General features: G+C 37.1%; 17 protein-coding genes and 1 pseudogene. 7 read left to right on the plus strand and 11 right to left on the minus strand.

Features of this window, described 5'->3' with window-relative positions; genetic code table 11:
* The first annotated feature begins 103 nt into the window (after positions 1-103).
* The 4 genes from BFL01S_RS16015 (at position 104) to BFL01S_RS20800 (ending at position 4266) form a co-directional block, all read left to right on the plus strand.
* Positions 104-463, plus strand: coding sequence for an ArsR/SmtB family transcription factor (locus tag BFL01S_RS16015; RefSeq protein WP_025907656.1), 360 nt, complete (start codon positions 104-106; stop codon positions 461-463).
* Between the two features lie 31 nt (positions 464-494).
* Positions 495-2963, plus strand: coding sequence for a heavy metal translocating P-type ATPase (locus BFL01S_RS16020; RefSeq protein WP_061786287.1), 2469 nt, complete (start codon positions 495-497; stop codon positions 2961-2963).
* Between the two features lie 142 nt (positions 2964-3105).
* A complete protein-coding gene (locus BFL01S_RS16025) occupies positions 3106-4083 on the plus strand; it encodes an SDR family oxidoreductase (protein WP_061786288.1) in 978 nt (325 codons plus the stop codon).
* Between the two features lie 18 nt (positions 4084-4101).
* On the plus strand, positions 4102-4266 hold the full coding sequence (locus tag BFL01S_RS20800) for a hypothetical protein (RefSeq protein ID WP_169799862.1): 165 nt from the start codon (positions 4102-4104) through the stop codon (positions 4264-4266).
* A gap of 39 nt (positions 4267-4305) precedes the next feature.
* On the opposite strand, the pseudogene BFL01S_RS20530 reads toward BFL01S_RS20800, so the two are convergent.
* The 6 genes and pseudogenes from BFL01S_RS20530 to BFL01S_RS16050 form a co-directional block, all read right to left on the minus strand.
* Positions 4306-4500, minus strand: a pseudogene (locus tag BFL01S_RS20530) (aspartate:proton symporter); the annotation flags it as partial.
* Between the two features lie 78 nt (positions 4501-4578).
* Positions 4579-5460 carry a Cof-type HAD-IIB family hydrolase gene (locus BFL01S_RS16030; RefSeq protein ID WP_061786289.1) on the minus strand — a complete coding sequence of 294 codons (882 nt, stop codon included), beginning with the start codon at positions 5458-5460 and terminating at the stop codon, positions 4579-4581.
* Positions 5461-5595: 135 nt separating this feature from the next.
* Positions 5596-6024 (minus strand): protein-tyrosine phosphatase family protein, encoded by a 429-nt coding sequence (locus tag BFL01S_RS16035; protein ID WP_061786290.1) that lies wholly within the window; start codon positions 6022-6024, stop codon positions 5596-5598.
* Positions 6025-6148: 124 nt separating this feature from the next.
* Positions 6149-6568: an arsenate reductase (thioredoxin) gene (arsC, locus tag BFL01S_RS16040; RefSeq protein ID WP_025907651.1), complete on the minus strand. Its 420-nt coding sequence runs from the start codon at positions 6566-6568 to the stop codon at positions 6149-6151.
* A gap of 24 nt (positions 6569-6592) precedes the next feature.
* Positions 6593-7891, minus strand: coding sequence for an arsenical efflux pump membrane protein ArsB (locus tag BFL01S_RS16045; protein WP_061786291.1), 1299 nt, complete (start codon positions 7889-7891; stop codon positions 6593-6595).
* Positions 7892-7906: 15 nt separating this feature from the next.
* A complete protein-coding gene (locus BFL01S_RS16050) occupies positions 7907-8257 on the minus strand; it encodes an ArsR/SmtB family transcription factor (RefSeq protein ID WP_061786292.1) in 351 nt (116 codons plus the stop codon).
* Between the two features lie 181 nt (positions 8258-8438).
* Here BFL01S_RS16050 and BFL01S_RS16055 point away from each other — a divergent pair, with 181 nt between their 5' ends.
* The 3 genes from BFL01S_RS16055 to BFL01S_RS16065 are packed head-to-tail and all read left to right on the plus strand — an operon-like array spanning position 8439 to position 9507.
* Positions 8439-8711 carry a hypothetical protein gene (locus BFL01S_RS16055; protein ID WP_235859254.1) on the plus strand — a complete coding sequence of 91 codons (273 nt, stop codon included), beginning with the start codon at positions 8439-8441 and terminating at the stop codon, positions 8709-8711.
* Positions 8712-8741: 30 nt separating this feature from the next.
* A complete protein-coding gene (locus BFL01S_RS16060; protein ID WP_061786293.1) occupies positions 8742-9044 on the plus strand; it encodes an ArsR/SmtB family transcription factor in 303 nt (100 codons plus the stop codon).
* A 49-nt stretch (positions 9045-9093) separates the two neighbouring features.
* Positions 9094-9507 carry an ArsI/CadI family heavy metal resistance metalloenzyme gene (locus BFL01S_RS16065; RefSeq protein WP_025911926.1) on the plus strand — a complete coding sequence of 138 codons (414 nt, stop codon included), beginning with the start codon at positions 9094-9096 and terminating at the stop codon, positions 9505-9507.
* Between the two features lie 37 nt (positions 9508-9544).
* On the opposite strand, the gene BFL01S_RS16070 is transcribed toward BFL01S_RS16065, so the two are convergent.
* The 5 genes from BFL01S_RS16070 to BFL01S_RS16090 all read right to left on the minus strand — a co-directional run bounded on the left by BFL01S_RS16070 (position 9545) and on the right by BFL01S_RS16090 (position 13027).
* Positions 9545-10204, minus strand: coding sequence for a DUF3885 domain-containing protein (locus BFL01S_RS16070; protein ID WP_025911927.1), 660 nt, complete (start codon positions 10202-10204; stop codon positions 9545-9547).
* The gene (locus tag BFL01S_RS16075; protein WP_061786294.1) at positions 10182-10673 is read right to left on the minus strand and encodes a GNAT family N-acetyltransferase; all 492 of its coding nucleotides are present in this window, start codon (positions 10671-10673) and stop codon (positions 10182-10184) included. Before BFL01S_RS16075 ends, BFL01S_RS16070 begins: the two co-directional genes overlap by 23 nt.
* Positions 10674-10813: 140 nt before the next feature.
* On the minus strand, positions 10814-12079 hold the full coding sequence (locus BFL01S_RS16080) for an FtsW/RodA/SpoVE family cell cycle protein (RefSeq protein ID WP_061786295.1): 1266 nt from the start codon (positions 12077-12079) through the stop codon (positions 10814-10816).
* Between the two features lie 4 nt (positions 12080-12083).
* A complete protein-coding gene (locus BFL01S_RS16085; RefSeq protein ID WP_061786296.1) occupies positions 12084-12491 on the minus strand; it encodes a PadR family transcriptional regulator in 408 nt (135 codons plus the stop codon).
* Positions 12476-13027 carry a sigma-70 family RNA polymerase sigma factor gene (locus BFL01S_RS16090; protein WP_061786297.1) on the minus strand — a complete coding sequence of 184 codons (552 nt, stop codon included), beginning with the start codon at positions 13025-13027 and terminating at the stop codon, positions 12476-12478. The genes BFL01S_RS16085 and BFL01S_RS16090 overlap by 16 nt, the downstream gene beginning before the upstream one ends.
* Between the last annotated feature and the right edge of the window lie 109 nt (positions 13028-13136).

Consider the following 13136-nt stretch of genomic DNA (forward strand, 5'->3'; position numbering starts at 1 on the left):
TTTTGTGTACTTATCTTATTTACATTCAAATATTTGTTTGAACGTTTTATTATCTTTGTAATATACTATATTCAAACGATTATTTGAATGAAGGGAGATTTCTATGGCAAAGGATCGCTGTGATATTTATTGTTTTAACGAAGAAAAAGTCAATCGAATTAAGCCATCGATTCATACTGAAAGCATTCAAGCAGTCACAAAAACACTCAAGGCATTAGCTGATGAAACACGATTAAAAATTGTACTTGCTCTTTGTCAAAGTGATGAACTATGCGTATGTGACGTGGCAAATATTGTGGAATGTACGGTTGCTACTGCTTCTCATCACCTAAGACTATTACGCAATTTAGATATTGCGAGCTATCGAAAAGATGGCAAGCTTGCTTTTTATTCGTTAACTGATGAGCACATTAAGCAATTGGTTGTAACGATGTTTAAGAACGATTCATCCGTAACGAGCTAAGCTTTTTGTATACTATGAGGAGTTGAAAGAAATGGCACATTCCGATCGAGAAAGTTATAAAGGAGAAAAAAGCTGTTGCCAAGAACAGCATGAAACACAAACAGCATCCTGCTGCGGTTCAAGCAGCGCCAGTTTACAAAAGCATCATACGCATTCATCTTGTTGTACTAGTGAGCCCTCTGAGTCTATTAATCTAGAAAACCCTGGACAAATTGAAACGTATCGCGTCTATGGAATGGACTGTCCATCGTGTGCTGCTACCATTGAAAAGAGCTTGCGAAATCTACATGACATTCATGAAATAAACCTAAATTACAGCACGGGAAAATTACAGGTTTCCGCTGCTCATTCATCTGCATTCTCTCCAATTATACGTCAGGTAGAAAAGCTTGGTTTTGACATTGAACCTCTTCATCACCAAAACTCAAAGACATACCTAATTGAAGGAATGGACTGTGCAGCATGCGCAAATACCATTGTGAATCACTTAAAAAATATATCTGGCGTTCAAGATGTTCGCGTCAACTTTTCAACTGGAAAAGCGCAGGTAGAGCACGACACCCCTACAGAAGAGATTATTCGTGAAATATCAAAAGCCGGCTATACGGCTACCTTGATTACGAGTAGCAGAACAGTTTCTTCTTCTCAAAAAACAAATACGCTTCCGGTAATTACTTCTGGTGTACTTATTGCATTGGGATTCACCGGCTCTTTCTTTGGAATTCCATTATTAATAAGTAACGTTTTATATGCCATCGCGATGATTATTAGCGGCTACAAGCCCGCAAAAAGTGCATACTACGGGATTAAAAGCCGTTCACTCGATATGAATGTCTTAATGACCGTTGCTGCACTCGGAGCAGCAATTATTGGAGAATGGCTAGAAGGTGCTACTGTTGTTTGGCTCTTTGCTTTAGGCGTCATGCTTCAAACAAGATCAATTGAACAAACAAGAAACTCCATTCGTAACTTGATGAATTTAGCCCCTCCTGATGCTTGGGTAAAAACCGGCAATACCTTAATCAAAAAAGCGGTTGAAGACGTCGCCCTTGGTGATGTTCTAGTCGTAAAACCAGGAGACCGTATTCCTTTAGATGGAGAGATTATCCAAGGTGATTCTAGCATTAATCAAGCTCCTATTACAGGAGAGTCTATTCCCGTTGATAAAACGGTTGGTGATACCGTATATGCTGGCACAATTAATGAAAACGGCTCTCTTGAAATTAAAGTAACAAAGCTAGTGAAAGATACAACGATTTCAAAAATCATTCATCTAGTTGAGGAAGCTCAGGAGAAAAAAGCCCCTACTCAGGCGTTTATTGATAAGTTTGCCGCTATTTATACACCTATTGTCTTTATTTTAGCGCTATTCGTTATGGTTCTCCCTCCCGTTTTTGACGGACTATGGAGTGAGTGGTTTTATAAAGGACTTGAGCTTTTAGTCGTAGCGTGCCCTTGTGCTTTAGTTATTTCCACACCAGTCGCGATTGTATCAGCTATTGGCAACGCCGCAAAAAATGGTGTGTTAATTAAAGGCGGAACCTTTCTAGAAAAAGCTGGCGCTATAAACGCTATTGCGTTTGATAAAACCGGCACACTAACAGAAGGAAAACCAGCTGTTTCAGATGTAATTGCATTGAAATCTGAACAAGACTTACTTGCTGTTATAAAAACCCTTGAAGCTTATTCTAATCACCCCATTGCAAAAGCGATTGTGGCATACGCGGATGAAAGAAACGTTGATACGTTAGACGGAGCTAACTTTAGAAGCATTACCGGAAAAGGTGTTCAGGCAACCATCAACGGAACTAATTATTACGCTGGAAATAAAAAGCTGTTCATTGAACTAGGAACTACTTTTGAGAATTTGCAGACTCACGTTGAGCGTTTTGAAGAAAGCGGGAAAACGATTATTATTGTAGGAACAGAAAAAGAGCTTTTAGGTGTGATTAGCGTAGCAGATACCATTCGTAGCACAACTGTATCCGCTTTACAAAACTTAAAAAACACAAGTATTAAACAAACTGTCATGCTAACAGGTGATCATGAAGGAACTGCTAAAACTATTGCTAAAGAAGCTGGCGTAGAGAGATATTTTGCTAACCTCTTGCCAGAAGACAAAGTCAAAGCAATTCAAAAGCTGCAGGCTGAAGGTTATAAAACCGCAATGGTGGGTGATGGAATTAATGATGCTCCTGCTCTTGCTACCGCTGACCTCGGCATCGCAATGGGTGGAGCTGGCACCGATACAGCAATGGAAACAGCAGATATCGTTCTCATGGCTGATAATCTAGAGAAGCTTCCGCACACCATAAAACTTAGCCGCAAAGCTTTAAAGATTATCAAGCAAAACATTTGGTTTTCTATTATCATTAAAGCTATTGCGTTAATCTTTATCTTCCCTGGTTGGCTGACGCTTTGGATTGCCGTATTAAGTGATACAGGCGCAGCTTTACTCGTTATTTTAAATAGTTTACGGTTATTAAAAATGAAAGAATAACTTTATCACGTAGGAACATAACACGCGTTATGTTCCTACTTTTTTTATGAATACTCCCCTTTTACAAAATATTCTCTTCATTTGTTTATCAAAGTGAACATAGAGATACTATAGAAGTAAATTTGTTCTATAGGAGGTTTATATGAACGAGAGAGATCAAGAACAGCTGCGTCAAATTAAAGAATTGCAAGAAAAATTCAAGAGCGAAATGCAAAATGATCCTTATCCCCTTTACCCAAACTATGGGAACATTACCCAGTTTAAAGAAATTCCCATCAATGTTCCCGAACAGCGTCAGCTTAGTCAACCAGGTGTAGAAAAATTAATGGTTCCCCTTCCTATTATTGAAAACCCAAACTATCAAGGAAGCGGGAAACTTAAAGGAAAAGTTGCGCTAATTACGGGAGGCGATAGCGGAATTGGTGCAGCCGCTGCCATTGCATTTGCAAAGGAAGGCGCTGATGTCGCCATTGCCTATCTAAACGAACACGAAGATGCAAATCGAACGAAATCTCGAGTTGAAGAACTCGGTCAGCGCTGTTTGTTGTTGCCTGGTGATTTGAGAGAAAAAAAGCAGTGCGTTGCCATTGTTGACCAAACAATTGAAACGTTTGGTGAGCTTGATATCCTTTGCAATCATGTGGGCATTCAATTTCAGCAGCTAGACCTTGTAGATATTACGGATGAACAGTTTGATGAAACGTTTAAAGTCAACATCTATTCTCATTTCTATACGACGCGAGCAGCTCTTCCACATCTAAAAGAAGGAAGCTCAATTATTAATACAGCTTCGGTTGTTGCTTATGTAGGTGAAAAACAGCTTATTGACTACACTGCAACGAAAGCTGCAAACGTTGGCTTTACGCGCGCTTTAGCTAAAAGCGTAGCAAAAAAAGGAATTCGCGTGAACGCCGTAGCTCCTGGTCGAACGTGGACACCTCTTATTCCAGCTAGCTTTTCTTCAGACCAAGTGGCCGTATTTGGTTCTTTTAATCCACTCGAACGTGCAGCCCAACCGTTTGAACTTGCTCCAACATATGTATATTTAGCATCTGATGATTCGAGATTCGTTACAGGGCAAGTTTTGCACGTAGACGGAGGGGAATCAACAAGTTCTTAGTACGAGGAGATGAACAGAGTGAAATATGAGTTTAATAAAGAAGTACAGCTGCTTTTAGTAAATCAATCAGATGATAAAGTAAAAATGGTGTACATTAATAATTCGTGGTCCATGCCAAAAATTGGTTCTAGACCGCCTTATTACTGCTATCCAACTTATAAAATGAACAAACCAGTTATTTAAATAAGCACCCTGATACGTAACGTATCAGGGTGCTTATTGTTAATCATCTTCATCAATAATGGCTTTTGGCAAGCCAGAATGTTTTGCCCAGTAGTAAATTATTAAGGAAATGACAGCAATTAAAAATAGATTTAAAGGGTTTCCTAACACTCCAAGCTCTCCGCCAAATGAACCTAAATAAGAAATAATAATCATAACTACATAGTAAACGACTAGCCACCACGTTGACTTTATTAATATTAGGTTTCGATTTTATAACTTTTTTCATACATAAAAAAGCTAACGAGCAAAGAATCTCGTTAACTTCTTAGATTATGCGTTTGGCATAATCGGATTGGTTTTTTCCACTTTAAATCTAGAAAGATAATGATAAACGCCGTTTTCATCACAGCTATACTCTGTCACGTCATCTACAATAGCTTTAATATGGTCACCGGCATTTTTCATGGCTACTGCATATCCAACGTACTTAAACATTGGCAGGTCATTATTACTGTCTCCGATACCTAAAATATCTTCATGCGGTAAGTTAAAGTGTTTGAGCATCTGTTGAATTCCAGTTGCTTTATTAACATTCGCAACCATCACCTCTACGTTATGAGGCGATGAAATGGACATTGTAAAATCCATCTCTTGCTTTAACTCTTCAAGCTCCGCTTTCCATTTATTAATATGCTCATAGGTTCTAGCAAAGAAATAAAACTTGGAGAATTCACTGCCTTCAATTTTCTCTTGCCACTGAATCTCTTCTCCGATAGCTTTTTTTCTTGAAAGCCATTCATTAATTTCAACGCTTTCTGGCTTTGGCTCACGAACTTCATGTTCAACATATTCTCTGTCTTGTTGAAGCGTCATTCGCGGTGCTCCATATGGGAATAATTCGTAATAAACTTGGTTTTCCCGTGCTTTTTCAATGACTCTTTCAACCAATTCGCGTGACAGTGAATGCTTAAAGACCATTTCGCCTCCTACATGTCCTGCCATACCATTGGATGTAATGAATCCATCTACTTCAAAGCCTTCAGGCACTAGCTCTGCTATTTCATCAAAAGCTCTTCCTGTTGCAATAAAGACGAAGATTCCTTGTGCACGTAGGTCATCAATAATTTCTTTTGTCTCAATTGTTACTCGATTCGAGCGGTTTAAAATCGTACCGTCCATATCTAAGAAAATAGCTTTAGGCATAAAACTCATAACAGTGATTCCCCCTGACTTAAAAATCTTCACTTCGTCAAGTATATCGTTTTCTGCTATTAAACTCAAAGAATGTAGCTTTTAACACTTTATACACGGAAAAACGACGTCTGACCTAACATTTTATCAACGCCTTTAAGCATTAGGAAATAAGCGTTGAAGAGAAGCTTTCATTTCAGTTTTTATATTAACTTTTGATCTAGTAGCTTTCACTTTTTTCTCTGCTTCTTCTATGCTACCTGCTTCTCCAAGGGCCAGTAATACACCCATCGCTACTGTACCCGTACGATTACTCCCACCTGCACAGTGGAAATAGGTTTTCTTACCTTCTTTATATGATGAAACAACTGCACGGATAGCTCTTTCAATTGATTCGTCTTGTCGTTCTTTATCATCTACTATAGGCATGTGTACACGCAGTGTTGGTTCATCATGTTCGAGATCCTCTGTTCGCAAATCATAGATTATATCTACTGGATTTGCCAGTATCATTTCTTTTACATCTAACGTACCACCAATTAAAATGCGATTATAAATAAGGGATTGATAGTTTTCACTGTTCATCCTCTACACCTTAAAAATATATGATTTGTATCACTATTTATATGAATCTTGGACCAAAAACTTAGTTTCCTCCTGTCCAATAAATATAAAAAGTCGAGAGGCTAGCTCTCGACTTATCTATTTTTCACTCACCAGTTTCAGCAAAACGTTGGATGCGAGCTCCAATTTCATCACGTACTCGTTGGAAAAACGCCCATTTTTCGTCTTCTGTTCCTTCTGCTTTTGCTGGATCATCAAAGCCCCAGTGCACGCGCTTTACGTGTGGTGGCGTCACTGGACAGTGATCAGCTGCGTGACCACATAACGTCACTACTAAATCTGCAGAATTTAAAATCTCAGGGTCAATTACATCAGATGTTTGGTTTGTAATATCAATACCTGCCTCTTTCATTGCTTTTACAGCATTTGGATTTAACCCATGTGCTTCAAGACCTGCACTGTATACATTCCATTCATCACTTAAATACTTTTTTGCCCAACCTTCTGCCATTTGGCTACGGCAAGAGTTACCTGTGCATAGGAAGTAAATTGTTTTTTTTGTCATGTGTAGCATCTCCTTTTTTGTCTGTTATGAAAGTATGAGTAACCAAATATATAAACCAACAAGCGTAATAAACAATGTTGGGATGGTTAAGATAATACCTGTTTTAAAATACGTGCCCCACGAAATTTTCACACCTTTTGTTGAAAGAACGTGAAGCCATAATAAAGTAGCTAAAGAACCAATTGGGGTAATCTTTGGACCTAAATCAGATCCAATAACATTGGCATAAATAAGTGCTTCTCGAATGGTTCCAGATGTCGCAGTGGCATCAATAGCTAATGCGTCAATCATGACAGTCGGCATATTATTCATAATGGATGATAGAATCGCTGCAATAAAGCCCATACTGATTGTTGCCGCGAACAATCCTTGGTCGGCAACTGCTTGAATAACGTTTGCTAACACTTCAGTAAGCCCTGCATTACGAAGACCGTACACAACTACGTACATACCAATTGAGAAAAAGACAATTGCCCAAGGTGCACCTTTTAATACAGTTTTTGTTTGAACTGCAGGACTTGTTCTTGCCATAAGCAAGAAGAATACGGCAATGATACCTGCAATAATAGAAACAGGCACGCCTATAAACTCTCCTACAAAGTAACCGACTAGAAGCAGCGCTAAGACAAACCAAGATAAACGAAACATTTTTTGGTCTTTAATCGCTGCTACTGGCTCCTGTAAATGGGTTACATCATAGCGCTTTGGAATGCTTTTTCGGAAATATAAATACAGTACTAAAATACTCGCAAACAGTGCAAAGAAATTTGGAATAATCATGCGAGACGCATATTCTGAGAACGTAATACCAAAAAAGTCAGCAGACACGATGTTTACTAAGTTACTTACCACAAGCGGTAACGATGTTGTGTCAGCTATAAATCCACTTGCAATAATAAACGGAAATACCATCTTTTCATCGAGCTTCAATGCTCGAACCATTGCAAGTACAATCGGCGTTAAAATAAGGGCCGCACCGTCATTTGCAAAAAATGCAGCAACTAACGCTCCAAGTAAGGAAACGTACACAAACATACGAATACCATTTCCACCAGCAGCACGCGCCATGTGAAGCGCTGCCCATTCAAAAAAGCCAATTTCATCTAAAATTAATGAGATAATAATAATAGCAATAAACGTTAACGTAGCGTTCCAAACAATTTGCGTTACGTCCCAAACGTCACCGAAGTTAACAACGCCAACTAGAAGAGCAATAACTGCTCCCCCCATCGCCGACCAGCCAATCGATAAATTCTTTGGCTGCCAGATAACAAACACTAAAGTCACCAAAAAGATCAGTGATGCTAAAACAACTGATGTCAAATTTTAACCCTCCAATTACTCACAACAATTAATACGAAGCCCTTTTTCTTCTAACTCTTTTAAGCGTTGATCTTGGCTTGGTACCGACGCGAGTATACTAAGTATAAAATGATAATTCTCGCTTTCTTTATTAAGCGAATAGAAAATCCATTGTCCTTTTCGTCTTTCTCTTACTAGCCCTACATCTCTTAGCTTGCGGAGATGCTGGCTGATTGCAGGCTGACTTGCACCATAAATATCAACGAATTCACATACACAGCACTCACTATGTTCCATCAGCTTCATCATAGATAATCTCGTTTTATCACCGAGCAGCTTTAAAATTTGAGCAGCTTTTTCGATTTCAACGACCGTTTTAGTTTCCATCGTGACACCTCCCATACAAAAACGAATTAATATATAATAATTTGCTTATATGTTTATGTAAACTATAATATTGTTTGAAGTAATTTTCAAGACTTTTTTAGTATAAGCGGTAAAGAAAAAAGTATGAACGTCTTGAGGCATAAGCCAATTTTAATAAATCAAAAAAATTTGATTAAATAACTTGATTTATCTGAAATTTCCATTTACGCTTAATTCATCAAGAAAATTTGATGAAGAAAGTAAAGGTGATGAACAAGTGAGAGTAAACAATTCTGGAAACCTTTCAGTAGAGTACTTTATTTCGTATTTTCAACTAGTTATGAACACTCAAACGATGAAAGCACATGAAGCTAAAGAGCTTATATTTAAACGATTCTTCAACTATGATCCACTTCTTAGAGGCAAAACAACTTATTCTAACTTTGAAAAAGCCTACCTTGCATTTACACAATAAATCAAAAAAATTTGATTAAGGAGCGTTATTATGACACATTCATTCAAACAATATGAACAAAAATTTAAGGCACTTGCTGATGAACGACGATTAGAAATTATGCATGAGCTGTGTCAGCACGGTCAAACCTGCGTATGTGATTTAACGGATTTTTTTGGTATACCTCAGTCTAAGCTGTCTTATCACTTAAAGATTCTTCTAGACGCTAATCTAATTACGAAAGAAACAAAAGGCACATGGAGCTATTACGCATTAAACGATGAAGAAGTAAATCACCTTTTATCGGATGAGCTCTGCTGTTTATTTCGTAAAGAAAGCTCGTGCTCATCTTAACCTATTAGTTCTGCTAAAAACTCAAAAAAATTCTTAGGGGGAATATTTTATGAAATATGTTCACGTAGGGGTAAACGTCACAAATCTAGAAAAATCAGTCATTTTTTATGAAAAGCTTTTTGGAGTTAAGCCTGTGAAAGTAAAAGTAGATTATGCGAAGTTTTTATTAAATCAACCTGGGCTAAATTTCACGCTAAACGTACGGGATGAAGTAAATGGAAACCAAATAAATCACTTTGGATTTCAAGTAGAAGCTGCTAGCGAAATCCATGAACATAAAGTCCGCTTAGAAAAAGAAGGTTTTTTTGCTCGTGAGGAAATGGATACAAACTGCTGCTATGCCCTACAGGATAAGTTTTGGGTAACAGACCCTGATGGCAACGAATGGGAGTTTTTCTATACAAAAGATAATCAAGCCACTTTGCCTGCTGCAGATACTACGGAATGTGAATGCTGTTCTTAAACAACGAAACAGTAAGGAGCTTGTAGCTCCTTACTGTTTATTGTAAGCTACGTTCTATTTTCCCACGATCGAGTTCATCAACCCATTTCCTATATTTTTTATAGATATTGTTCATCTGTTGTTTATCAAGACCAAGCACTTCACAGCCTCGGTCATCGTAAATAAATAACATTACGTTTTTCGTCACATTAACGAAGAATACATCTGGATAACCTGGTGGATAACCACCAAGCTTTGGCTTTAGGGGAAAGTCCTCATGAATAGCAGCTTTTATAAGCGAATTAACTTTAATGTCTCTCACCTTACAACGTAAAGAAAACTGCTGCATTTCATACTTACCTTCTTCAATTTCAAACGGATACGGGTATGTCTCAACTTGAAGATGCGTTAACAACCTTTTATTTTTAACATAGCGGTTGTAGACGTTTAGCTTCCGTGTAGGTTGTTTCTCTCCTATATATTTATATAAATTTGTCACAAGAAATAGCTCATCATCCCCTTCGAAAACCTCATTAAATATTGTGTGTACTTGATTGTAAACCTTCGCAAAGTAACCTATGTTTGTTTCACCCTTATCCGTCAATTGATAACTATTTTGCCCCAGCGTAAAATGGATACTCAGATCCCATTGATAATAAAGGCTTGGGATTAGCTCAACTTCAGGAAACGCTTTATTAAGATATTCCTTCATTTTCATGCAAAAACAACTCCATTTCACTACCTTTAAACTGAAATCCTATGCTTTTATACAGCGCCTCTCCCGCTTGTGAAGCATGTAGCCACACTCTTTTCACTTCGCGTTTTTGACACTCTTTCATGCATTCTTGAAGGATTCTTCGCGCCAATCCTTGCTTCCGATGAGAAGGGAGCGTATACATGTTTAAGAGATAAGCTTCCTTGCCTTTTAAGTTTTCTAAATAAGGTGGTCTCGTAAAAAAAGATAAGCCACTTACGCTAACAATCTCTTCTCCATCTTTGGCAACAAACGAGACAAACTCCCCTTTTTCCATCGCTTCTTTTAGGTATCTTTCCGTTGCTTCCATCACTGTCTTTTCTTCTTCCTGTGTTTTAATCTCGTTCACTTCTTTTAACAGTTCAACTCTCAGTGAAATGATCCCCTTTACATCACTTAGCACTGCTTTTTCAATTTTATATGTATGTGCCATATCTATTCCCCTTGTAACTAGATTTGCTGGTGTTAATTTTAATTTAGAGCTCTCACTATGTCCATATATTGGATAACCGTTATAGTTGCGTATAGTCTTATTATGTAAAGTAGAAAAACGAAAAGAGAAGCTCTTTGTCTTTAGTTCATTGCTATATCTTTTCGTCTATATACGCTCAACACCATTCCAATAAAAAAGGAATTAAGAGCAATGGGCATCAAACCATAGCTAATAAAAGGCATTGGCATGCTTGTTAATGGGAAAAAGCCAACCAGCATTCCAACGTTTGCAATCAGTTGCGTTGCATATACACTTACAGCTCCAACTAATAGCAGTTTACTATACGAATTGTTTATTTTACCCGTTACTTGTACAATCCGAATCACCAAGAGACTAAGAATTCCTAACAGAATAAGAGCTAATAGCCAGCCGTAATGATAAATAAAACTAAGAAAAACAAAATTCGTGTGAGCTTCTGGAATAAACGCAGTTGTTTCTTTTGTTCCAAACCAACCAGAGCTTTTTATCATTTCATGAACCTGTGGGATTTGAAACCTTAGAGAATTTCCGGTAACGAATTCATAAGGATTAAGAAATGCTAATAGGCTTTCGATTTGATAAGCCTTCATTTGCTGTAGAGAAACTCCTATATAAATAAAAATCATCATAAAAAAGCTACCTAATACTAACATGATTTTTATTTTATTAAACTTGCTCCACCAAATCATAGAAAAGGTCATCACACCATAAATAAAGAATGCGGTTGCGCTCGCCGTCATGCTAAACAAAATAGCGCTTATAGTGAATAAAATCATAAATTGCCAAATTTTAAATTGCCGACTTTGAAAAAAAGACGCCCAAGTTAAATAGAAAAACGGCAGAGCCATTAGGCTTTCAATTGTGAGCGGTCCTACTTTTACAGTAAGAGAAAATACCCCTGAGTCAGATCTATAAATAATATATAAAAGTAAAAAACAGCCCACTAAATAAAATCCCAGCCCCTTATTCATCAACTTTCTATAATCAATAAGCATCAAAAGTATGGCAAGCGCTATGCCAAAGACCATAAACAATAACTTATGCACTAAAAAGTAATTGACTTGAGCGTAGCCTATCGCAACTAGTGGTAGAAAACCTAATAGAAGGCTCGTAATTAATAAACTAATTGTAATCCAGTCAATTTTAGGTCGATGAATCTGATTTAGCTTTTGACCTAATACAATAGGGTTGCCCATATGTAAGATGGCCTTTTGCTCTGCCTCATCTGAATCTACGCCTTTTTGTTTCCAATAATCTTTTGCCTCGTTTAAATGATGTTGAAGTTCTTTTGTTACGTATTCTTGAGCCTCTTTTGATTTAATTTGTTCTTTTATCGTTTGTAAAAATGTATTTCTCTGATTAATCATAGCGTTACCCCTCTAAAATTTCATGAAAGCTCAACTTTTTGGATTGCATTCGCTTCTCTGCTTTTTTCAACGCTTTCTTCCCTTGTTGATTTAAGTAATAATACTTAATTTCTTCTGTAGACCATCTTGTATCAATTAATCGTCGACTTTCTAATTCGTGTAATAAGACGTATAGAGCCCCTTCATTATTTTCAAAGTGAAAAATTCCTCTGCTGCGTATTAAACTGCAAAGCTCATACCCATTTTGTTCACTTACTAGCAATTGCATAATTGCTACGAGAATTTCACCTTCACTATGCTGATGGCGTAAGATGGCTTCTTTCACTTTCCTCTTATGAAAAGAGGTAAACTTTAAGCTATTAAACGCTTGTTTATTTACTTTTTGTTTTAATTGTTTTAAACGCTTATCCATTTTTTCTCCTCCAGTGCATTTTTTAAAAGTGCTTTCGCACGTCTAAGCCTTGTTTTAACGGTATTAGTACCGGTTTCAGTCACCAGTGCAATTTCTTTAATTGAGTTCTCTTCAAAATAATATAGGTAAATAACCTCTCGGTACTTAACCGGAAGCAGCATGATTGCTGAAATTAATTGTTGGTCTTCCTGCTTCTGAATAACCTTTTCTTCTATCCCTGATCTATTTATGTAAGAAGTGGGATATTGATTTTCAGTCATAATGACTTTGTTGTTATACCAACTTTTCAAAAAATCTTTACAATGATTGATAGCAATGCGCCAAAGCCATGTTTTAAACTTTGATTTACCATTGTATGTGTGAAGATTTTTATAACACTTAATAAAAATATCTTGAGCTAAATCCTCCGCAATCTCTTTACTATGTACATAAGAATACGCCAGCTTTAATATATCATCTCCATAACAATCCATAATTTCATCTATGACAAAGTCATAATCATTTACTTTAATCCATTCTGCAGTCCATTCTTTCACTTCTTTCTCTCCTTTCACATTATTAGACGACGCTACAAAAAAAAGGTTTTAAATTTCTATTATTTTATTAAACTGGCATCTGCAGAAAAACAGTCTACATTAATAAAAG

The sequence above is a fragment of the Priestia flexa NBRC 15715 genome, from assembly GCF_001591565.1.
GTDB lineage: Bacteria > Bacillota > Bacilli > Bacillales > Bacillaceae_H > Priestia > Priestia flexa.